This window comes from Lentzea sp. NPDC004782 (assembly GCF_040609115.1).
In the GTDB taxonomy this organism is placed as follows: Bacteria; Actinomycetota; Actinomycetes; order Mycobacteriales; family Pseudonocardiaceae; genus Lentzea.
This window is the reverse complement of the sequence record NZ_JBEXJN010000050.1, coordinates 13,943-34,117: the sequence shown is the minus strand read 5'-3', so window position 1 is coordinate 34,117 and position 20,175 is coordinate 13,943. Positions and strand designations below refer to the sequence as shown.

Sequence of the window (20,175 nt, the reverse complement as noted above, 5' to 3'; positions counted from 1 at the left end):
GATCGGTCACGAGGCCGCGGCTGCCCTGCGGACGCGACGCGCGATGTCCTCCAGCACGGCGATCTTGGGCTTGTCGTGGTCGTTCGAGTGCCACACGACCCCGAAGGCACAGCCGGGCAGGTCGTCCACCGGCAGGTAACGCAGGTCCGGGCGCGGGTAGAGGGTCATGGCCGCGGCGGGCACGAACGCGATCGCGCGGCCCAGCGACACCGCCGACAGCAGCGACTCGAAGCGGGTCACCTGGTGGTCGGTGTAGCGGACCCTGGAGCCGTCGGGCCTGGGGTCGTGCGCCCAGTAGTCGCGGCCCACGTGGAACGTGCTCGAGCCGAGGTTCACCATCGGCCGGTCGGCGAGGTCGGCGAGCGACACCGACCGGCGCTGGGCGAGCGGATCCGACACCGCCATGCACACCACGCGCGGCTCGGTTCTGAGCACGGACGCGGTCAGACCCTCGGGGACCGGCAGGTAGACGAACGCCGCGTCGATCACGCCGTCGGTCAGCATCGCGAGCTGCTCGGTGAAGTCGTCGGCCACGTGCACGTCCGGGCCGAGCTCGGGGTGGCGCTCGGACGTCTGGGCGATCACCTGGCGGGTCGGGGCGAGCGCGCCGAAGCTCTCGCAGACGCCCAGGCGCAGCTTGGTCGGGATGGCGCGGCGGACGGCACCGCGCAGGGCGTCGCTCGCGTCGACGACGGCTTTGGCGTAGGGGAGCAGGGACTGGCCCTGCTTGGTGAGCTCCACTCGCCTGCTGGTGCGGGTGAACAGCTCGACACCGAGGCGTTGTTCGAGAGATCTGATCTGCTGGCTGAGTGCGGGCTGGGTCAGGTACAGACGACTGGCGGCCCTGCCGAAGTGCAGCTCCTCGGCCAGCACCAGCAGCAGCCGCAACTGGTGCGCAGTCGGGTCGTCTGCGCTGGTCATCGCATATCCCGAGCTAGATCGATAATCGCCACATTATCATTCTACGTGAAGTCGCTATCGGTATGCGGTTGCCTGCGGGGAGTGATCGCTGGCAACCTGGGGGCCAGTTCTCGGTCGACATGTCTCTGGGGAGGCGTGCGGCCGACTGGGTGATATCAGACAATTCCATGCCATCGCGGGGGGCTCGTGTGAGCGGCAGTACTGCCGAGGTTTTGACCTCGGCCGCTGAGGTGTCCCAGAAAGTATTAGCAATCCTCTACCGCTATCGCCGCCTGGACGACTCGGGCGACTTCGACGACAAGGACTGCATCGCGTGTTTCGAGGCGCGCAGGTCGAAGATCGACGCGTTCGTCCGCAACGGCGAGCAAATCCATTTCGTGATCCCGGCCTTTCCGGCCAAGTCGCCCAACCGGGACAAGGTCCTGGGTGCGTTGCCGGATCTGGGTGAGCGCTTGGCTCTTCATTTCCTGCAGTCGTTGTGCGACTACATCGGGCACTTCTACTCCCCTGGTGCCCGCATCACGATCTGCTCGGACGGCCACGTGTTCGGCGACGTCGTGGGCGTCAGCGACGCGGCGGTCACCGCGTACCGGGAAAGCCTGACGAACATGATCGAGACGGCGAACTGGACGTCGCTCGAGATGTGGGGCCTGGACGACGCGTTCGGCAGCCTCGACTACCCGATTCTGCGTGACGTGCTCGACCGCAACTACTCGGCCACGCTGGACGACCTCAAGGCGAAGATCAAGGACGACCCGGCGGCCCGATCGCTGTTCAACGGCATCCACCGGTTCATGTTCGAGGACCTGGTCGGCGCGCGCGGCCACGAGGCGTCGAAGTCCCAGCTCCGCAAGGAGTCCAAGGAGAGCGCCTACCTGACCATTCTGCGCAGCAATGCGTGGAGCCGCGTGGTCGCGGAACGTTTTCCGGACGCGATGCGGCTGTCCATCCACCCGCAGCCACCGCACTCCGAGAAGTTCGGGCTGCAGCTGCTGCGAACGGGTGACAACTGGCTCACGCCGTGGCACGGCGTGGTGCTGGACGACGGGCAGAACCTTTCGCTGGTCAAACGATGGCAGGCGGAGGAGGTCCAGGCCACGGTCGTCTGGAGGGACGGCCGGCCGAGCCATTTCGTCGCTCCCCATCTCGGCATCAATTCCTAGAAAGGCGGTCACGGCATGACTGCGTCCACGTCGATTTCGGTCGACTCCCTGGTCCACACCCCGCTGCGGCCGTTCGGCAGGATCGTCGAGGCGCCGATCGGCGGCCAGAACATCTCGGACATTCCGGTCGACACGCTCGCCGCGTGGACGATCGAGTCGCGCGTGCTGGTGCTGCGCGGATTCCAGCTCATGGAGAAACAGCAGTTCGCGGACTGGTGCCGCCAATGGGGCGAGGTCCTCGAATGGCCGCCCGGTGAGGTGGTCGACCTGGTGGTCGAGGACGACCCGAAGAACTACCTGTTCGCGAGCGGCGACGTGCCGTTCCACTGGGACGGGGCGTTCGTCGAGGACAATCCGCGGTGGTTCTTCTTCCAATGCCTCGACGCCACTCCCGGCGCGGGCGGCGAAACGGTGTTCTCGGACACCACCGCGGTCTACCGGGACGCCGACCCCGAGACGCGCGAGCTGTGGTCGAAGATCCGCATGACCTATTCGACCGAGAAGCTCGCCCACTACGGCGGTGAGGTCACCGAGAAGCTGATCTCGCAGCACCCCGCCACGGGTCTGCCGGTGCTGCGGTTCGCCGAGCCGCTCGACCCGGAGGTCTACAAGAACCCGGTGTTCGTCAGCGTCGACGGTGTCGACGACCAGGAGGAGTTCCTGAAGTCGTTGGCGAGCACGGTGCACCGCCGTGAGTACTGCTACGACCACGAGTGGCAGGCGGGCGACATCCTGCTGGCGGACAACTTCTCGTTGATCCACGGCCGCAACGCCTTCTCCGGCCCGACCAACCGGCACCTGCAGCGGGTCGAGGTCATTTGATGAGCATCGGCATCGTGGGGGCCGGGATCTCCGGCCTCCACCTCGCACTCCGCCTGCAGCAGATCGGCGTCGACGCCGTCCTGCACTCCCCGCAGGACCCGGACGACCTGCGTGCCGGGCCACCGCTGAACTTCGTGACGCGGTTCGCCTCCACGCGGGAACGGGAGGCCGTGCTCGGCATCTCGAAGTGGGCGTCGAGCGAGTTCGACAACCCGTGGATGCACATGCGGCTGGAGGGTGCGGACCTCGGGTTCAGCGGAAAACTGCCGCAACCGGCCAGCTCCGTGGACTTCCGGATGTACCTCGCGCACCTGCTGGAGGAGTACGTCCGGCGCGGTGGCCAGGTCGAGCGGCACCGGCCGTTGACGCGCGGCGAGCTCGCGAAACTGGCGCAGCGGCACGATTTGCTGGTCGTCGCGGCCGGCCGCGGTGCGCTCGGGGACGTCTTCCCGCGCGACCCGGCGCGATCCCCGTACGAGACAGCGCAACGGCGGCTGCTCGGTGGCCTGTTCACCGGGGTGCGCCCGCCCGAGCCCGCCGGCATGACCATGAACATGGTGCCGGGAGCCGGTGAGGTCCACGCGCCGATGTACCACTCCTTCGGCGGGCCGCTCACCGCGATCCTGATCGAGGCGGTACCCGGCGGGCCGTTCGAGGAGGTCGTCCTCGGCGACTACCGCGACGCGCCCGAGCTGCTGGCCAAGCAGGTGCTGGACCTGATCACGCACCACGCGCCGTCGTTGCGGGAACGCATCGACGAACGCGAGTTCGGGCTGGCGAGGCCGGTCGACAAGCTGCAGGGCGCGCTGGTCCCGACCGTGCGCCACAGCGTGGCCGAGGTCGCCGACGGCCGGTTCGCCGTCGCGGTGGGTGACGCGTGGATCGTGAACGACCCGCTGACCGCGCAGGGGGCGAACCTCGGCTCGCAGCAGGCGTTCCAGGTCGCCCACCTGCTGTCCGTCCACAACGGACCGTACGACGGGGCGTTCTGCCGGATGGTGGCGGACACGTTGTGGCAGACCGCGCAGCCGGTCGTCGACTGGACGAACACGTTCCTGGGCGAACCGCCCGCGCAGGTGCTGGAACTGCTCGGCGCCGCGTCGAGCGACCAGCGGGTCGCGGACGCGTTCGTGGCGAACCTGGACCGGCCGAAGGCGATGTGGCAGAGCATCCGCACGCCCGAGGCCACGACCGAGTTCCTGGCGGCAGCGAGGAGTGCGTCATGAGTGTCAAGATCGGCCTGGTCTGGGACGCCGTCGGCTCGGTGGAGGCCGGGCGCGGCCTGCTGGACTTCGCGCGCGGGCAGGGGCTCGACGCGTTCCTGGTGTTCGACCACCTGATCAACGTGTTCCCGCGGCAGGCGTGGGACGCCGAGTTCACGCATCTGGCCGAAGCGATGCCGGAACCCGACCAGTGCCTCGACTTCGCCACCGTGCTGGGCAACTTCGCCCCGCACGCGGGCCCGATGCAGCTGATCGTCGCCGTCACCGACCCCGGTCGCCGGCATCCGGCGGTGCTCGCCCAGACGGCGCTGACGCTGGCGCAGTTCACCGAACGCGCGCCGGTGCTCGGCATCGGCGCCGGCGCGTTCGAGAACCTGGTGCCGTACGGGCTGCCGCACGACCGGCAGGTCGAACGGACCGAGGAAACGCTGCAGATCCTGCGGATGTTCTTCGAGGGGGTCGGCCCGCACGACTTCAAGGGCAAGCACTTCACGCTCGACCAGGCGCTCATGGGCCTGCGGGCACCGGAAGGCCGCACACCCGAGGTGTGGGTCGGCGCGAACGGCCCGCGGATGCTCAAGCTCACCGGCCGGTACGCCGACGGGTGGGTGCCGTCCGAGCTCGTCGAGCCTGCCGAGTACGGGCGCCGATGGGGTGTCGTGCGGGACGCGGCCGAGGCGGCGGGCCGTGACCCCGACGCGATCGTCGCGGCCGGAGGTGTGCCGATCGTCGTGGCGGACACCGACGCCGAGGCGCACAAGCTGTTGCAGACCAAGCTGATCCGGTACATGGCGCTGCACGCGAGCGCGGCCTCGTGGCGCAAACTCGGCTACGAGCACCCGTTCGGGCCGGACTACCGGGGTCTGAAGGAACTGCTGCCGCACAAGCTGACCCGTGCGGAGTTCGAGCGGGCGATGCGCGACATCCCGGACGAGGTCGTCGCGGCACAGGCGATCGTGGGCAGCCGCGAGACCGTGCTGAACCGGATCGGTGACCTGATCGACGCCGGGATGCGGCACCCGATGCTGATCCCGATGTCCGCGCTGGCCTCGCCGGACGCCGCGAACTACACCGTCGAGACGGTGGCGTGGCTCGGCACGCACCTGCGCACGACGGCGACGGTGAGCGCATGAGCATCGGGATCATCGGCGCCGGGATCTCCGGGTTGCAGCTCGCCTTGCGGTTGCAGCAGCTCGGCATCCCGGTCACCGTTCACTCGACGCAGGACGCGGACGGGCTGAGGTCGGGCTCTCCCAAGAACTTCCCGGCGCGGTTCGGCGCGACCCAGGACCGCGAGAAGGCGCTCGGCGTGTTCGACTGGCCGGACGAGGCACGCGTGCTCGCCTGGTCGGTCGCCGTGTCCGCGCCCGAGGGCCCGCCGCTGGAGTTCGAGGCGACGCTCACCCCGCCGTCCAGCGTCGTGGACTTCCGGCTCTACCTGCCGCACCTGTTCGAGGCTTTCACGAGCCGCGGCGGTGAGGTCGTGATCGGTGCTCCGGATCTCGGCGCGGTGGCGCGCGAGCACGACCTCGTCGTGGTGGCGAACGGGGACCGCTCGATGCGGGACCTGTTCCCGCGAGTGCCGGAACTCTCGCCGTTCGGCGGTCCACAGAGGATCATCACGACCGGCATCTACCGCGGCATCGTCGAGAAGAGCCCGAACCAGCTGGACCTGCGGCTGATCCCGGGCGTGGGCGAGATCTTCCAGATCCCGTTCCTCTCGCCGAAGGGCCGGGCGAACGTGCTCGCGTTCGAGGCGGTGCCGGGTGGTCCGCTGGAGTCCGTGAGCCACCTCGACGCCGACGCCGACCCGGCGAAGTTCTACCGCGAGGTGCTCACCCTGCTGGAGCAGTTCATGCCCGAGCTGCGCGAACGCGTCGACACCGGCGAGTTCGCCACCATCGGCCCGCGTGAGGTGCTGCAGGGTGGTGTGACCCCGATCGTGCGCAAGGGCTGGGCGACGCTGCCGAACGGGCGGTGCGCGCTCGCGATCGGCGACGCGTGGATCACGAACGACCCGCTCACCGCGCAGGGCGCCAACCTCGGCTCCCACAGCGCGTTCGCGCTCGCGGACCTCATCAGCGCGCAGACCGGGCCGTTCGACGAGTCGTTCTGCCGCAAGGCCTCCGACTCGTTGTGGGAGCACGCGAAGCCGGTGGTCGAGTGGAGCACGGCGTTCCTCGCGCCACCACCTCCGCACGTGGTGGGCCTGTTCCAGGCCGCGGCGCGGGACCGGCGGGTCGCGGACGCGTTCGTGAGCAACTTCAACGATCCGGTCGCCATGTGGCAGACCCTGTCCAGTCCGGCGGGCGTGGACGGCTTCCTCGCCGGATTCCCCGGAGGAACCCGATGACCGACCTGAACGTGGAGCTCGACGACAAGGGGCGGTTCATCCCCGAGCGCGAGCAGACCGCGGTGTGGCTGATGGGCGGCCTCGCCCAGGTGCGCGTTCCGGGTGAGGCGACGCGCAACAGCTTCACCGTGGTGCAGCACACCGGGCTGCGGGGCTACACGACCCCGCAGCACGTGCACCACTTCGAGGACGAGGTCTTCATCGTGCTCGACGGCACGCTGAAGATGGTCTGCGACGGCAAGGAGCAGATCGCGGAAGCCGGCGACACGATGATCATCCCGCGGACCATCCCGCACGGGTTCGTCGCCACCTCGGACATCAAGTTCCTCACGATCCACTCGACGCCGCGCGAGGGGGAGCGGCCGCAGTTCGACCTCTTCCTCGACGCGGAGATCCCGCACGCCAAGGCACTGACGTTGCCGACCGAGGAGTTCCCGTACGGGCTCGACCACATCGTGAAGCTCGGTGAGACCTACGGGTACGGATTCGCCGGCCCAGCACCAACCCTCTGAACAAAGAAGACTGATATGCCGATGAGCCTGATTTCCCTGATGGTGTGCGTGTTCGGCATCACGACCGGTGAGTTCGTGATCGCCGGCATCCTGCCGGACGTCGCCACCGATCTGCAGGTGTCGATCCCCGCGGCCGGCCTGCTGGTCACCGCGTACGCGATCGGCATGATCGTGGGTGGCCCGCTGCTGACCGCGCTGACCGCCCGCTACCCGCGCAAGCCGCTGATGCTGACACTGATGGTGATCACGGTGGTCGGCAACCTCGCGTCGGCGTTCGCGCCGATGTACGGGATGCTGTTCGCGGCCCGGGTCATCACCGCACTGGTGACGTCGACGTTCTTCGCCAACGCCATCGTGACGGCGGTGTCGACCGCGCCGGAGGGCAAGCAGGCCTCGACGGTGTCCAAGCTGGTGTTCGGCATGAACATCGCGATGGTGCTGGGCGCGCCGCTCGGCACCTTCATCGGCAACCAGTACGGCTGGCGAACGACGTTCCTGGCCATCGCGATCGTCTGCGCGCTGGGCCTCGTCCTCACCTGGCGGCTGGTGCCCGCGGTGGCGAACGCCGGTGGTTCCGCGGTGGCCGAGCTCAAGGTGTTCCGCGCCCACAACGTGCAGCTCGCGATCCTGGTCACCGCGGTGGGCAACGCCGGGCTGCTGATGGTGTTCACCTATGTCGCGCCGCTGCTGACCGACGTCACCGGATACGCGGCGGGCACGGTCGCGACCATGCTGCTGGTGTACGGCGTGGGCGCGGCGGTCGGCAACTTCGCCGGCGGCTGGCTGGCCGACCGGGCGTTGATGCCCTCGCAGATCGGTCTGCTGTCGGCGCTCGCGGCCGCTCTGGTGGTCATGTGGGCGGTCAGCGGCAGCATCGTCGCCACCGGCGTGATGGTGTTCGTGGTGGGCGCGCTCGGGTTCTCCGTCGTGCCCGGCATGCAGGCACGCGTGATGAGCACCGCCACCGCCGCGCCGACGCTGGCCATCGCGGTGAACGCGTCGGCCTACCAGCTCGCCGCGGCGTTCGCCGGCTGGCTGGGCGGCCGGGTGATCGACGGTCCGGGCCTGAAGCCGATCTACCTCGTCGGCGCCGGCGTCACCGTCGCGGGCATCCTGGTGAGCCTCTTCGCCTGGTATCGCGACCGCACCGCCGCTGCTGAGAAGGTCTCAGCCGCATAGAACTGTTGGGGGATGGGAAATGGGGCGCGACAACGCTCTGGTGGACGGTGACTGGGTCGAGCGCAACCTCGGCGCGCCCGGTGTGGTGCTCGTCGAGACCGGCAACGAGGACACCGAGTACGTGAAGGGCCACCCGCCCGGCGCGGTGTGGATCGGCTGGGACGAGTTCCAGGACGACCTGCGGCTCGGCGTCGTCGGGCCGGAGCGGTTCGGGGACCTGTTGTCCGCCAAGGGCATCAGTCGAGACGACACGGTCGTGCTGTACTCCGGCGCGTCGAACCTCCTGGCGGCGCTGACGTACTGGTACTTCACGTTGTACGGCCACAAGAACGTGCGGCTGCTCGACGGCGGGCGCACGCGCTGGGAGCTGGACGAACGTCCGTTGTCGACGGAAGTGCCGTTGCGCGCGGTCACCGACTACCGCGTGGACGAGCCGGATCTCACGGTGCGGGCGACGCGGGACGACGTGATCGCCGCGATCAACGTCAAGAACGTCCTCGACGTCCGCACACCGGAGGAGTACTCCGGCGAGATCTTCGCGCCGGGGTTCGCCGGTGAGGCCTTCGCGCCCGGCAACAACCCGCACGAGGTCGCGCAGCGGTCCGGGCACGTGCCGGGTGCGCTGAACCGGCCGTGGGACGCCGTCGTCAACGTCGACGGAACTTTCAAGTCCGACGCGGAACTCGCGGAGCTGTTCGCGGACGTGGACCCGCAGGCGGGCTCGATCACCTACTGCTGGGTCGGTGCGCGGTCCGCGCACACCTGGTTCGTGCTGCGGGAACTGCTCGGCTGGCCGGAGGTTCGCAACTACGACGGATCGTGGGCCGAATACGGATCACTGATCGGCGTGCCGGTCGAACGCACCTTCCGGGGGACGAAGTGACGAGACTGCGGGGCAAGGTGGCGCTGGTGACCGGGGCGAGCTCCGGCATCGGCGAGGCGGCGGCGAAGGCGATGGCCGCCCAGGGCGCGCGGGTCGTGCTGGCGGCGCGGCGCACCGAGGAGCTGGACCGGGTCGCGGAGGAGATTCGCGCCGCAGGTGGCGAAGCGGTCGGCGTGCGCACGGACGTGACCGTCGACGAGGACCTCGAGAACGCGGTGCGCACCGCTGAGGAGCGGTTCGGCGGGCTCGACGTCGCGTTCAACAACGCCGGTTCGATGGGCACCATGGGCCTGGTGGCCGAGCAGGACCCGAAGACGTGGGGCGAGGACCTGTTCACGGTGCTCACGACGACGTTCATGTCGATGCGGCACGAGATCCCGGCGTTGCTCAGGCGCGGCGGCGGCGTGATCGTCAACAACGCTTCCCAGCTCGGCGTGGTCGGGTTCGGCGCGGGCATCAGCGCGTACGTGGCGGGCAAGCACGGCGTGATCGGCCTGACCAAGGCCGCCGCGCTGGAGTACGCACCGCGGAACATCCGGGTCAACGCGGTGGCACTGGCCTCTGTGGACACCCCGATGTACCGGTCGTCGGTCGGCGCGAGCGAGGAGATGACGGCGTACTTCAACTCGCTGCACCCGTTGGGCCGCATCGCTACCCCGGAAGAGGCCGCATCGGCGGTCGCCTACCTCGCCGGCGACGACGCGGCGTTCTTCACCGGGTCCGTGCTCGTCATGGACGGCGGGTGGACAGCGAGGTGACCACCGCGACCGACCTGCTGCCGTCGGTGATCGGCGCTGATCTCGAAGTTCCCCTGGTGACCGGGGAGATGGTGCCCTACGCGAACCTGGACTACGCGGCCAGCACTCCCTGCCTGGCCGACGTGCGGCGTGAGCTGGACGCGTTCCTGCCCTGGTACAGCAGCGTGCACCGGGGCGCGGGCTACGCCTCCCAGGTCTCGACGCGGATCTACGAACAGGCACGGCGAGCGGTGCGGCGGTTCACCGGTGCCCCGCCGGACAGCACCGTGCTGTTCACCCGCAACACCACCGACGCGCTGAACCTGCTCGGCCGTTCGCTGCCGGAGAGCACCGAGGTGTTCCGGTTCGCGACGGACCACCACGCCGCGATGCTGCCGTGGCGCGGCGCGCGGGTGCGGCGGCTCGGCGTGCCGGCGAGCCCGAGCGAGGCCGTGCGATCGCTGGCCCGTGCGCTGGCGGCATCCCATTCCGGTCCGAAACTCGTGGTGCTCACCGGGGCGTCCAACGTCACCGGCGAACTGTGGCCGATCGGTGAACTGGCCGAGATCGCCCGGCTCTTCGGGGCCCGCACGGTGCTCGACGCGGCCCAGCTGGCGGCGCACCGGCCGATCGAGCTGGCGTCCTGGGGCATCGACTGGGTGGCGTTGTCGGGCCACAAGCTCTACGCGCCGTTCGGTTCGGGCGCGTTGGTGGGCACGACCGACTGGCTGGCGACGGCGGAACCGTACCTCGCGGGCGGTGGCGCGACGGCTCTCGTCACCGAGCACGCCGGGACCGAGCACGTCACGTGGTCCGAGGTACCGCACCGGCACGAAGGCGGCTCGCCGAACGTGATCGGCGCCCACGCGATGGGTGTCGCCTGCAACGCGCTGACCAGGATCGGCTGGGGCGCCGTGATCACGCACGAGACGGCGTTGGCCCGGCGCCTGCGGGACGGGATCGCCGGGATCGCGGGCGTGCAGCAGCTCGGCATGTGGGACGACGACCACCCGAAGGTGGGCGTGGTGCCGTTCACCGTGACCGGCCGCGACCAGCAGCTGGTCGCCACGGCGCTGGCCGCCGAACACGGGATCGGGATCCGCGACGGCGCGTTCTGCGCGCACCAGATGGTGGATTCCCTGCTCACCGACAAGGACATGCCCCACCTCGACCGCGCGTTGCGGGCGAGCATCGGCCTCGGCACGACGGCCGAACACGTCGACCGGTTGGTGGCCGGGCTGGACGCGCTGGTGCACAAAGGTCCACAGTGGACCTACGAGCGGCGCGGCGGTGCCTGGGTCCCGGTACCGGACCCCCGCCAGGCGCCGGCCTTTCTGGAGGAGTGGTGATCGGACGCCGGTTCGGCGTGATGCTCTACCCGGACCAGCCGGTCGGGGTGCTCGTCGAGCGGGCGCGGTGGCTGGAGGGGTTGGGGTTCGACCAGATCTACCTGCCCGACCACAGCGGTGACCTTCGCGATCGCCGCCGCACGTGGCACGACAGCTGGCTCGTGCTGGCGGCGATCGCGCTGGCGACCACCCGCGTGCGCATCGGCACGATGGTGGCCAACCAGATCCTGCGCCCGCCGGCCCAGCTGGCCCGCCAGGCGATGACGCTCGACCACCTGTCCGCTGGCCGGCTCGACCTCGGCATCGGCGCCGGCCTGTTCGGCTGGGACCACCACAGCGTGGGCGAGGACCCGTGGGCGCCCAAGGAACGCATGCGGCGGTTCGCGGACTACGTGTCGATCACGGAGGGCCTGCTGCGCGCGGACGAGCTGATGTTCAGCTACGCCGGCGAAGTGCTCTGGGTGAAGGACGTGGCGACCGCACCCGGCTGCGTGCAGACGCCACGCCCGCCGATCATCCTGGGTGGACAGTCACCGACCGTGCTGCGCACCGCGGCCGCGTTCGCACAGGGCTGGAACACCCACGGCCCGCCCGGCGCGTCCGACGAGGAGACGCTGCGGGCCACGACCACCCAGAACCGCAAGCTGGACGCGCTGGCCGCTGCCGCAGGACGTGATCCCGCGGCGATCCGGCGTGGCTACACGATCTTCGGGCCCTGGGACCCGAGGTGGGGGAGACACAGCTACGAGGAGGTGTTCGACCGCTTCGGGGGAATCGGCGTGTCGGACTTCGTCCTCGACTGGCCGGGTGAGGCGCATCAGGAGGAGTTCGAACGCGTCGCACTGGAAGTGATTCCTCCCCTGCGCGAGTGATGCTTCACCAATGGGGGAGACATGGAAACCAGAGAACACACCGGCGCGGTGACACAACAGGACGCGCGTTACGCCGACCTGGTCAGCGGCCTGAACCAGCGCTACCGGGGCACGCCGGAGTCGGTGCACCTCCCGCGCTCGACCGAGGAGGTGGTCGCGGTCGTCCAGGACGCCGTCGACCGCGGCAAGCGCGTGTCCGTGCGGTCGAGCGGTCACTGCTACGAGGACTTCGTCTTCAACCCGGACGTCGAGGTCGTGATCGACATGTCCGGCATGTCCGACGTCTACTTCGATCCCCACCGCCGTGCGATCGCGGTGGAGTCCGGTGCCACCAACCTGCGGACGTACCAGACGACCTACCCCCGTTGGGGAGTGGTCGTGCCGGCCGGCTTCTGCTACTCGGTCGCCATGGGCGGCCACGTCTGCGGCGGTGCGTGGGGCCCGTTGGCCCGCCGGCACGGCTTGGTCGTCGATCACCTGGAGGCCGTCGAGGTCGTGGTGGTGGACGAGGACGGCTGCGCCCGCGCGGTGACGGCCAGTCGTTCGCCGCAGGACCCGAACCACGACCTGTGGTGGGCGCACACCGGCGCGGGCGGCGGTAGCTACGGCGTCGTCACCCGCTACTGGTTCCGCACGCCGGGAGCGTCCGGCCACGATCCAGCGGGACTGCTGCCGCAGCCGCCCGCCTCTCTGCTGGTCAGCGCGGTCAGCTGGCCGTGGGAGGAGATCAGTGAGCCGGAGTTCGAACGGATCGCGCAGAACTACGCGTCCTGGCACGTCGAGCACCGCCGGTCCACTGTGGAGCTGATGAGCCAGCTGGTGCTGACCCACCGCAGCGCCGGCCAGATCGGCTTGCTGGCGCTGGTCGACGCGACCGCTCCCGACGCCGAGTCGGTGCTGTCGTCCTACCTCCGCGACATCAACGCCGGGGTGTCGGTGACGCCGGGTGCCCTGACCACGCCGATGGCCGAGTTGCCCGCCATGCCCCAGTTCGTGAACACGCGCTCGTTGCCGTGGCTGCAGGCGATCCGCCTGCTGGGCACCACCAACACCACGCTGAACGACCCGACCCTGCGTGCCGAGTACAAGTCCGCCTACATGCGCTCGACGTTCCCCGAGAGCCACCTCGCCGCGCTGCACTCGCACCTGACCCGCACCGACATCGTGAACCCGACCGCGGCCGTGCAGCTGACCTCGTACGGCGGCCGAATCGCCGACGTGGCACCGGATGCCACCGCTTCCGCGCACCGCGACGCGGCGTACAAGCTGCAGTGGCAGGTGTTCTGGAACGACCCGGCCGAAGACGATCTGCACGTGCGCTGGGCCCGTGAGTCCTATGCCGCGACATACGCGGAGACCGGTGGCGTGCCGGTGCCGAACACCGTCACCGACGGCTGTTACGTGAACTACCCGGACGCCGATCTCGGCGATCCCCGGTTCAACCGGTCCTCTGTGGACTGGCACGGGTTGTACTTCAAGGAGAACTACCCGCGGCTGCAGCGGATCAAGGCCCGCTGGGACCCGCGTGACTTCTTCCGGCACGCGCAGTCGATCAGGCTGCCGTGAGACTCGGCAACCCCGGCGGTGCCATCGCCGGGGCTGCCGCGGCCGCTCAGCGAGCTTCTTATTTGCAGTTGCTTCAGTGTGGATCAAATTCAGCTTCTTACCACACGGCGCTGACCACGACGTTTGCGGCCTGCGAAGAAGTGGGTAGTCTGGTCGTGCTTGGTCGGGGCCACTACGGCGTAAATGGGAGGCGTTGCCCGTCCCGGTGACAGGCCGCTGTCGTGATGACCTGGACGGCCGCGCTCGGCAGCGCACGCACCCAGCAGGGAAGAGCAAGGCCATGACCAAGCTCAATCCGCGCCTGCCCATTTCGGTGCAGACCATTCACATCGATCTCGTACCCGTGACCGCAGTAGCCGGTGAGCTCGACATGGCCACCGATGACGTCGTCTGGGACGAGGTTCGCGCCCAGCTCGAAACCAGACCGGGCGTGCTCGTCCTGGACCTGAGCGAAGTCCAGTTCATGGGATCGGCCGGAATCAACGTGCTGCTCCAGAGCCACATGGAAGCCACCCAGCACGGCACGAGGCTGGTGGTCGTGGCGCCTCAGGAGAGCTTCGTGAACCGCGTGCTCACGATCGTGGGGATCGAACAGGTTCTCGATCTGCACACCGACGTCCGCAGCGCGGTCACCGCGGGCTGACCGAGGGCGGACGTTGCTCCGGTCGCCGAGCTGGGCTACTCGTCCGACTGGATGATCATCAGGCGGAACGTGGTCGACGGCGACTCGCGCCCGCACGTCTGCAGCATGTGCCAGGCCAGGTTGCCGGGCCCGTTGCCGGCCTGCGGAAGGCGCTCCCGGCTGATCCCGAGGACTCCGTCGGGGCTTTCCCCGAGAATCTCCGGCGTGCCGACGAGCACGGCCAGACCGAACGCCAGCACGTCGGCGCGCAGGTCGTCGTCCAGGTCGTCGGTGAGTCCGATCGAGCACTGCGGCTCGCCGTCCGCGCCGACGTTGACCCCGACCAGGCCCGCGAGCCCCGCGCTGCGTGCCGCGGGTATGTCGAACACCCGGACGTCCGTGCCCATCGCCAGTGCCAGCAGCTTTGCCACCGGGGTCGAGAGCAGCGGGTCGTCGATGGTGGCGTCGCCGCCTTCGTCCCCGGGGTCGTTCGCGCGTTCGCACATGATGCGTCAGACCATATCGCCCAAGGCATCCTCACGCGTCCGGAGGGCGAGTCGGCAGCGGTCACGCCGCCCGCGAACAGTTCCCCGAGCGCGGCCTGCTCACCGCAGTCTCTTTCAGTCGTGGGCGAACGTCCGGTCTGTTTGCGGGCAGCCTCGCTAGGCTTGATCGGCTCGCCTCGACCACGTTGCCCGGGGGAACAGTGCACCGTTTCGCGGCCAGTCCCGCCCTGGCGCGGCTGGAGTGGATTCTTGACGGCCTGGACGGGAAGCCCGGCTGGGGAGCTGACGCGTCCGACGTGCTCGCAGCCGCGTTCAGCGCCGTCGTCACGCCTGAGAGGTACGTCGAGGTCACCCGCGGTCGCGCGGCGAACTACGCGCCGGTCGTCGTGGTCGGTCTCGATGTCGGCGAGACCACCGCGCGGGCGCGGATCCTCCGCCACGACGGCACCGTTGACGTCGTCTCCTGCGTCGTGGAGGCCGCACGGCCGCATCGAATTGCCTCCACGTGGGTCGCCGGACTGGTGCCGACCGATCTGACACCGAGGTTGCCGGCCGATTTCACGGACTACGACCTGCCTTCCGTCGCCGTGAACGCCCGGCTGGTCGTGTTCTCCGGGGTGCCCGGCAGCGGGAAGAGCACCCTGGCCGACGCGGCGGGCGCCGAGCTGGGGATCCCGGTCTTCGCCACCGACTGGCTGCTCGGTGCGCTGACTCCGTTCGGCGGTCGCCATTTCGAGGAATCAATGGCTGCCGCCGAAGAGATGCTGACCACGCTCGCTCTGCGGCAACTCCTCGCCGGACAGTCCGTCATCCTCGATCATCCCACCGAACTGGTGGAGACCAGGAATCGCTGGCGCAGCCTGGCGCGCCGGGCCGGTGCGGAGTTCCGTGCGGTCGTGTGCCAGTGCTCCGACCCGCAGGTCCACCGCGGCAGGCTCGAAGGCCGCAGCCGCGCGATCCCCGGCTGGCACGACCCCGGTGACTGGTCCGATGTGCAGCAGCGACTGGCGAGCTTTCCCTCCTGGCACGGGGAAGCGCTCTCCGTGGATACCGTTCAACCGCGCGAGCTGGCCCTTGCCGCGGTCATCCGGCACATCACCGCCTGACGGCGTCAGGGCTGGCGACGATCGGGCTGATCGAGGCGTTTGCTGTTGCTGCCGTTGTTCTGCTCGTCGTCAGTCGTGGTCGGGCTTGCCGGTGAGGTGATGATCTGCGGCGTTCAAGGCCTCGAACAACAGTCGCCGCACGTGTCCGCCTCGCGCCGCGTAGAGCGCTCGCCGGCCCTCGCGGCGCACGGTGACCAGTCCGGTCAGGCGCAGTTTCGCGAGGTGCTGCGAGACCGCCGGGCGTGCGATCCCGACCTCCGCGGCCAGCGTCGTGACGTCGTACTCGGCTCCGCACAGCAGCCACAACATGCGGAAACGCGTCGGGTCGGCGAGCATCCGGAACCCGTCCACCGCAGCTTCGACATGGGCGCCAGAAGGTAGTTGTTGCCAGGCATCCGTTGTTGCAACGTCGTCGCGTGCGTACATGAGCACATATAGTGCCACGCATGCTCGCTGTTCTGCGCAACCGCACGTATCGCCACCTGTTCGGCGCACACGTCGTAGCCCTCACGGGTACCGGTCTGGCGACCGTCGCGCTGGGACTGCTGGCCTACGACATCGCCGGCGCGGACGCGGGCGCGGTGCTCGGCACGGCCCTGGCGATCAAGATGGTCGCCTACGTCAGCGTCGCGCCGGTCGCGGCCGCCCTGCTCGGCGCACTGCCGCGACGAGCCGTCCTGGTCACGCTGGACCTGATCCGGGCCGGAGTCGCCGTGGTCCTGCCGTGGGTCGACCAGGTGTGGCAGGTCTACGCCTTGATCTTCGTGCTGCAGGCGGCTTCGGCGGCGTTCACGCCGATCTTCCAGGCGACGATCCCGGACGTGCTGCCGGACGAACGCGAGTACACCCGCGCCGTCACGCTTTCCCGGATGGCGTACGACCTCGAGAGCCTGCTGAGCCCGTCGTTGGCGGCGGCCCTGCTGGTGCTGATGAGCTTCAACAACCTGTTCCTCGGCACTGCCATCGGCTTCGCCGGTTCCGCGCTCCTCGTCGTGTCCATCGTGCTGCCGCGGCCGAAACCGGTGCACCGCAAGGGAAGCCTCTACGCCGCGACCACCCGGGGCATCCGCATCTACCTCGCCACGCCCCGGCTGCGCGGTCTGCTGGCCGTGCATCTCGCGGCCGCGGCGGCGGGCTCGATGGTCCTCGTCAACACCGTCGCCTACGTCCGCGACGTGCTCGGCCGCGGCTCTTCCGATGTCGCCGTCGCACTCGCGTTCAACGGCGTGGGCTCCTTGGCCGCCGCGTTGACGCTTCCCAAGCTGCTCGACCGCGTCTCCGACAGGACCGTGGTGATCCGCGCGGTGGTGGCGCTGTTCGTGCTGCTGTTCGCCGGAGCCACGTTCGCCTCGCTGCTCGGTGGAGGGCACTGGTCCGCGTTGCTGGTGCTGTGGGCGTTGATCGGTGCCGGGTGCTCCTTCGCGCTGGCGCCGGGCGCCCGGCTGCTGCGGCGGTCCGCGCACTCGCAGGACCGGCCCGCGTTGTTCGCCGCGGACTTCGCGCTGTCGCACGCCTGCTGGCTGCTCTGCTACCCCCTGGCCGGCTGGGTCGCGACCGCGGCGAACACGACCACCGCCTTCCTCGTCCTCGGCGCGATCACCGCGGCAGGCGCACTGATCGCGCTTCGGCTGTGGCCGCGGCACGATCCCGCGGTCGTCGAGCACGAGCACTGCGACCTGGACGCAGACCACGATCATCTGCACGACGCGGTCCTCGCGGGTGGCGTGTACCGGCACGCTCATGAGTTCCGCATCGACGACCACCACGAACGCTGGCCGCGCTAGGACCGCCGCACCGGCCGAGCCATTGCCACGATTCTTACTTACTTGTAAGTTAGCTGCATGACGACTTCGACCCTGGCTGAAGTGGCCGCCGCCGACATCGACGCGGTCGAGAAGTTCGGTGACCGGTGGGCGGAGGCCTGGAACGGGCACGATGCCGACGCGGTCGCGGCGATGTGCGCGGAGGACCTGGTCTACGACGAGCCCGCGCTGGGCAAGACGGTGTACGGGCGCGATTCCATCCGTGACTTCGTGGCGAACATGTCGCGGACCTTCCCGGACTACACGTTCACCCGTGTGGGCTTCTACGCCGAGACGACCAGGCGGGCCGTCGTGGTGTCGTGGCGGTTCGTCGGCACCGTCGCGGGCACAGACCGGCGCGTCGAGTTCCACGGCGACGACCGGCTGGAGGTGGGCGAGGACGGGTTGATCCACGCCTACCGGTGCCTGTACGACAACAAGTTCGTGGAGCGCCAGGTCCGCGGATGAGCGAGGGCACGCCTGCCCGGATGCCCGCCGCGGCACGCCGGGCACTGATCGTCGAGGCGGCCGAGGCCGAGTTCGCCAGGAACGGCCTGGCGGGAGGGCGCCTGGACGCCATCGCCGAACGGGCCGGCGTCTCGCACCCCCGCGTCGTGCAGATGTTCGGCTCGAAGAAGAAGCTGTTCCTGGAGATCGTCGACGGGACGTACGACAAGATCGAAGCCGCGTTCGCACGCACGCGACCGACGCTGGCCGCACTGGGCAGCGCCTACGTGGAGCTCCTGCAACGCGAGCGAACCGTCGGCCTGGTGATGCTGCAGGGCTACGCGGCCGCGGACGGCGAGGTCCAGGAGGCGGTGCGGCAACGCCACCTGGACCTCATGAAAACGATCACCGAGTTGACCGGCGCCGACGCGTGGCAGGTGCGCACGTTCTTCGCCACCGGACTGGTCCAGACGGTCACGGCCGCACTCGACCTGCCCGGCCAACGCGCCGACACGGCTTGGAGCGCCTGGATTCTCCGGCTCGTCGATCCCGCGGCGGAGCCGGCCGACGAACGGTCGTCCTGATCAGCTCGCCGATCCGCGGGCCACCACCGCCGCCCGCGAGATCAGGACACCCGCCAGATCTGGCTGCTCGCGTTCGTCCCGGCGAGCTGCTGAACCTGTGCGCCACCACCGGTGGACGAGCCCGCCACGCCGACCTGCAGGCCGCTGTTGATGTTCACCAGCACGTAGTCGTTGCCGTTCAGGCTGCCGACCAGGTCGGCCGCCCACTGCTGGCCGGGGCGGCCGTCACACGTCCACTGCTGCAGCTGCACACCGGCCGCGGTCGACTGGCCGGGCACGTCCAGGCACAGGCCGCTGTTGACGTTGACGACGGTGAAGACGTTGTCGGCGACCTTCGTGAGCTTCCACTGCTGGTTGGTGCCTCCGGTGGCCTGCCACTGGATGATCTTGCCGCCGTCGGCCGTGGAGGCGCCGGAGGCGTCCATCACCAACGAGCTGTTGCGGTTGGCCAGCGTGTGGACGGCGTTGCTGGGCAATCCGGAGTTCGGTGACCACAGACCGGTTTCCACGTCGAGGTTCCAGCTCGGGTACTGGCCCAGGTTGACCGTGGTGCCGCGAATGGTGAGGGGGAGCCAGATCAACGGCGAGTCACCCATGTTGCCCAGAGTCCACCGGTCACCCGCGTAGATGTAGGTGGTCGCGGCACTGCCCTGGACCGTGATGATGTTCGCGGTCTGGCTGTTGTAGGTGTTCGTGCCAGGGGCCGCGAAGTTCCGGAACGACGACCACGGCCCGGCGAGCGACGGTGCGGTGGCGTACACGTTGTCGTTGGTGTTCCAGCCGGTCAGGTGCGAGACGAGCAGGTAGTACAGGCCGTTGGCCTTGATCACCGCAGGCGACTCGTAGTTGGGCAGCGTCGTCACCTGGCTCGCCACCGAGAGGTAGTCGTTGGAGAGCCGGTAGATGCGCAGGCTGCGTCCGGCGTTCTCGCTGAGCAGGTACGCACTGCCGTCGGTGTCCTGGAACAGGCCGATGTCGCGGCTCTGGTTGCCCAGCGGCTGGAAACTGCCCCGGTAGCTGTAAGGACCGCACGGGGTGGTGCTCGTGGCCACGCCGACCCGCTGGTCGGAGTAGCTCGTGCTGTCGATGTGGAGGTACATCACGTACATCCGGGTGTTCGCGTTGTAGATGACCTTGGGGCGTTCGACGATCCGGTTGGGGCCGAGATCGCCGCTGCCCTGCCTGGCCAGCGCGACACCCTGCCGCGTCCAGTTGGCCAGGTCGGTCGACGAGTAGCAGGGGATCTCCTGGAACGCGGTGTTGGAGCTGGTCTGGCCGATCTTGCCCTCGCCGAAGCCGTACCAGGTGGCACCCACCTTGACGATGCCCAGTCCGTGCAACTGCAGGGAGCGGCCGCTGGTGTCCGTGCGCACGGCACCGAGGGTGAAGGTGTTCGACGCGGCTTGCGCCCGGCCCGTCGGCGCCACGAACCCGACGAGGCCGGCGATGAGGACTACGAGTACCGCGAGAGTCGTGCGCGGGCGCCCGGCTACGAGGTGAGGCAACTTGCTCGACATCGGGATCCTTT

21 protein-coding genes are annotated in these 20,175 nt (G+C 69.2%); 17 read left to right on the top strand and 4 right to left on the bottom strand.

The genetic code is table 11. The features are described from left to right. Positions 1 to 6: 6 nt before the first annotated feature. Positions 7 to 921 (bottom strand): LysR family transcriptional regulator, encoded by a 915-nt coding sequence (locus tag ABZV40_RS35220; protein WP_355451713.1) that lies wholly within the window; start codon positions 919 to 921, stop codon positions 7 to 9. Between the two features lie 188 nt (positions 922 to 1,109). On the opposite strand from ABZV40_RS35220, the gene ABZV40_RS35215 reads away from it, so the two are divergent. The 13 genes from ABZV40_RS35215 to ABZV40_RS35155 all read left to right on the top strand — a co-directional run bounded on the left by ABZV40_RS35215 (position 1,110) and on the right by ABZV40_RS35155 (position 14,223). After that, positions 1,110 to 2,084, top strand: a complete 975-nt coding sequence (locus ABZV40_RS35215; protein WP_355451711.1) for an isocyanide synthase family protein — start codon at positions 1,110 to 1,112, stop codon at positions 2,082 to 2,084. Between the two features lie 15 nt (positions 2,085 to 2,099). Continuing rightward, a complete protein-coding gene (locus ABZV40_RS35210) occupies positions 2,100 to 2,906 on the top strand; it encodes a TauD/TfdA family dioxygenase (RefSeq protein ID WP_355451709.1) in 807 nt (268 codons plus the stop codon). Beyond that, complete coding sequence (locus ABZV40_RS35205) at positions 2,906 to 4,132, top strand: styrene monooxygenase/indole monooxygenase family protein (protein WP_355451706.1); 1,227 nt, start codon at positions 2,906 to 2,908, stop codon at positions 4,130 to 4,132. The genes ABZV40_RS35210 and ABZV40_RS35205 overlap by 1 nt, the downstream gene beginning before the upstream one ends. After that, complete coding sequence (locus ABZV40_RS35200) at positions 4,129 to 5,262, top strand: LLM class flavin-dependent oxidoreductase (protein ID WP_355451704.1); 1,134 nt, start codon at positions 4,129 to 4,131, stop codon at positions 5,260 to 5,262. The genes ABZV40_RS35205 and ABZV40_RS35200 overlap by 4 nt, the downstream gene beginning before the upstream one ends. Beyond that, positions 5,259 to 6,482: a styrene monooxygenase/indole monooxygenase family protein gene (locus ABZV40_RS35195; protein WP_355451701.1), complete on the top strand. Its 1,224-nt coding sequence runs from the start codon at positions 5,259 to 5,261 to the stop codon at positions 6,480 to 6,482. Before ABZV40_RS35200 ends, ABZV40_RS35195 begins: the two co-directional genes overlap by 4 nt. Beyond that, positions 6,479 to 6,994, top strand: coding sequence for a cupin domain-containing protein (locus ABZV40_RS35190; protein WP_355451699.1), 516 nt, complete (start codon positions 6,479 to 6,481; stop codon positions 6,992 to 6,994). The genes ABZV40_RS35195 and ABZV40_RS35190 overlap by 4 nt, the downstream gene beginning before the upstream one ends. A gap of 21 nt (positions 6,995 to 7,015) precedes the next feature. Beyond that, complete coding sequence (locus tag ABZV40_RS35185; RefSeq protein WP_355451696.1) at positions 7,016 to 8,173, top strand: MFS transporter; 1,158 nt, start codon at positions 7,016 to 7,018, stop codon at positions 8,171 to 8,173. 19 nt (positions 8,174 to 8,192) lie between these two features. Next, positions 8,193 to 9,056: a sulfurtransferase gene (locus tag ABZV40_RS35180; protein ID WP_355451693.1), complete on the top strand. Its 864-nt coding sequence runs from the start codon at positions 8,193 to 8,195 to the stop codon at positions 9,054 to 9,056. Then, positions 9,053 to 9,814: an SDR family oxidoreductase gene (locus ABZV40_RS35175; protein ID WP_355451690.1), complete on the top strand. Its 762-nt coding sequence runs from the start codon at positions 9,053 to 9,055 to the stop codon at positions 9,812 to 9,814. Before ABZV40_RS35180 ends, ABZV40_RS35175 begins: the two co-directional genes overlap by 4 nt. Continuing rightward, positions 9,799 to 11,142: an aminotransferase class V-fold PLP-dependent enzyme gene (locus ABZV40_RS35170; RefSeq protein WP_355451687.1), complete on the top strand. Its 1,344-nt coding sequence runs from the start codon at positions 9,799 to 9,801 to the stop codon at positions 11,140 to 11,142. The genes ABZV40_RS35175 and ABZV40_RS35170 overlap by 16 nt, the downstream gene beginning before the upstream one ends. Continuing rightward, complete coding sequence (locus ABZV40_RS35165; protein WP_355451684.1) at positions 11,139 to 12,014, top strand: LLM class flavin-dependent oxidoreductase; 876 nt, start codon at positions 11,139 to 11,141, stop codon at positions 12,012 to 12,014. Before ABZV40_RS35170 ends, ABZV40_RS35165 begins: the two co-directional genes overlap by 4 nt. 21 nt (positions 12,015 to 12,035) lie before the next feature. Next, positions 12,036 to 13,580 (top strand): FAD-binding oxidoreductase, encoded by a 1,545-nt coding sequence (locus ABZV40_RS35160; protein ID WP_355451681.1) that lies wholly within the window; start codon positions 12,036 to 12,038, stop codon positions 13,578 to 13,580. A gap of 280 nt (positions 13,581 to 13,860) precedes the next feature. Continuing rightward, positions 13,861 to 14,223: an STAS domain-containing protein gene (locus ABZV40_RS35155; protein ID WP_355451678.1), complete on the top strand. Its 363-nt coding sequence runs from the start codon at positions 13,861 to 13,863 to the stop codon at positions 14,221 to 14,223. Between the two features lie 35 nt (positions 14,224 to 14,258). Here the strand turns inward: ABZV40_RS35155 and ABZV40_RS35150 are convergent, their stop codons facing one another. Beyond that, positions 14,259 to 14,708, bottom strand: a complete 450-nt coding sequence (locus ABZV40_RS35150) for a hypothetical protein (RefSeq protein WP_355451675.1) — start codon at positions 14,706 to 14,708, stop codon at positions 14,259 to 14,261. Positions 14,709 to 14,908: 200 nt separating this feature from the next. On the opposite strand from ABZV40_RS35150, the gene ABZV40_RS35145 reads away from it, so the two are divergent. Then, positions 14,909 to 15,814, top strand: coding sequence for an AAA family ATPase (locus ABZV40_RS35145; RefSeq protein WP_355451672.1), 906 nt, complete (start codon positions 14,909 to 14,911; stop codon positions 15,812 to 15,814). 69 nt (positions 15,815 to 15,883) lie between these two features. Here ABZV40_RS35145 and ABZV40_RS35140 read toward each other — a convergent pair whose 3' ends face one another. Next, on the bottom strand, positions 15,884 to 16,240 hold the full coding sequence (locus tag ABZV40_RS35140; protein WP_355451669.1) for a metalloregulator ArsR/SmtB family transcription factor: 357 nt from the start codon (positions 16,238 to 16,240) through the stop codon (positions 15,884 to 15,886). Positions 16,241 to 16,260: 20 nt separating this feature from the next. On the opposite strand from ABZV40_RS35140, the gene ABZV40_RS35135 reads away from it, so the two are divergent. From ABZV40_RS35135 to ABZV40_RS35125, 3 genes are read left to right on the top strand one after another with little or no spacing between them, the layout of a single operon-like run. Beyond that, positions 16,261 to 17,598 (top strand): MFS transporter, encoded by a 1,338-nt coding sequence (locus ABZV40_RS35135; RefSeq protein WP_355451666.1) that lies wholly within the window; start codon positions 16,261 to 16,263, stop codon positions 17,596 to 17,598. Positions 17,599 to 17,655: 57 nt separating this feature from the next. After that, the gene (locus tag ABZV40_RS35130) at positions 17,656 to 18,084 is read left to right on the top strand and encodes a nuclear transport factor 2 family protein (RefSeq protein WP_355451663.1); all 429 of its coding nucleotides are present in this window, start codon (positions 17,656 to 17,658) and stop codon (positions 18,082 to 18,084) included. Next, on the top strand, positions 18,081 to 18,647 hold the full coding sequence (locus ABZV40_RS35125; protein WP_355451659.1) for a helix-turn-helix domain-containing protein: 567 nt from the start codon (positions 18,081 to 18,083) through the stop codon (positions 18,645 to 18,647). Before ABZV40_RS35130 ends, ABZV40_RS35125 begins: the two co-directional genes overlap by 4 nt. A gap of 41 nt (positions 18,648 to 18,688) precedes the next feature. Here ABZV40_RS35125 and ABZV40_RS35120 read toward each other — a convergent pair whose 3' ends face one another. Next, positions 18,689 to 20,164, bottom strand: coding sequence for an RICIN domain-containing protein (locus ABZV40_RS35120; protein ID WP_355451656.1), 1,476 nt, complete (start codon positions 20,162 to 20,164; stop codon positions 18,689 to 18,691). Positions 20,165 to 20,175 lie beyond the last annotated feature (11 nt).

Coding starts and splice junctions, on each gene's coding strand:
- ABZV40_RS35130 (WP_355451663.1), top strand. CDS start 17,656: ATGACGACTTCGACCCTGGCTGAAGTGGCCGCCGCCGACATCGACGCG.
- ABZV40_RS35205 (WP_355451706.1), top strand. CDS start 2,906: ATGAGCATCGGCATCGTGGGGGCCGGGATCTCCGGCCTCCACCTCGCA.
- ABZV40_RS35140 (WP_355451669.1), bottom strand. CDS start 16,240: ATGTACGCACGCGACGACGTTGCAACAACGGATGCCTGGCAACAACTA.
- ABZV40_RS35150 (WP_355451675.1), bottom strand. CDS start 14,708: ATGTGCGAACGCGCGAACGACCCCGGGGACGAAGGCGGCGACGCCACC.
- ABZV40_RS35220 (WP_355451713.1), bottom strand. CDS start 921: ATGACCAGCGCAGACGACCCGACTGCGCACCAGTTGCGGCTGCTGCTG.
- ABZV40_RS35200 (WP_355451704.1), top strand. CDS start 4,129: ATGAGTGTCAAGATCGGCCTGGTCTGGGACGCCGTCGGCTCGGTGGAG.
- ABZV40_RS35155 (WP_355451678.1), top strand. CDS start 13,861: ATGACCAAGCTCAATCCGCGCCTGCCCATTTCGGTGCAGACCATTCAC.
- ABZV40_RS35185 (WP_355451696.1), top strand. CDS start 7,016: ATGAGCCTGATTTCCCTGATGGTGTGCGTGTTCGGCATCACGACCGGT.
- ABZV40_RS35195 (WP_355451701.1), top strand. CDS start 5,259: ATGAGCATCGGGATCATCGGCGCCGGGATCTCCGGGTTGCAGCTCGCC.
- ABZV40_RS35125 (WP_355451659.1), top strand. CDS start 18,081: ATGAGCGAGGGCACGCCTGCCCGGATGCCCGCCGCGGCACGCCGGGCA.
- ABZV40_RS35180 (WP_355451693.1), top strand. CDS start 8,193: ATGGGGCGCGACAACGCTCTGGTGGACGGTGACTGGGTCGAGCGCAAC.
- ABZV40_RS35210 (WP_355451709.1), top strand. CDS start 2,100: ATGACTGCGTCCACGTCGATTTCGGTCGACTCCCTGGTCCACACCCCG.
- ABZV40_RS35190 (WP_355451699.1), top strand. CDS start 6,479: ATGACCGACCTGAACGTGGAGCTCGACGACAAGGGGCGGTTCATCCCC.
- ABZV40_RS35160 (WP_355451681.1), top strand. CDS start 12,036: ATGGAAACCAGAGAACACACCGGCGCGGTGACACAACAGGACGCGCGT.
- ABZV40_RS35120 (WP_355451656.1), bottom strand. CDS start 20,164: ATGTCGAGCAAGTTGCCTCACCTCGTAGCCGGGCGCCCGCGCACGACT.
- ABZV40_RS35135 (WP_355451666.1), top strand. CDS start 16,261: ATGCTCGCTGTTCTGCGCAACCGCACGTATCGCCACCTGTTCGGCGCA.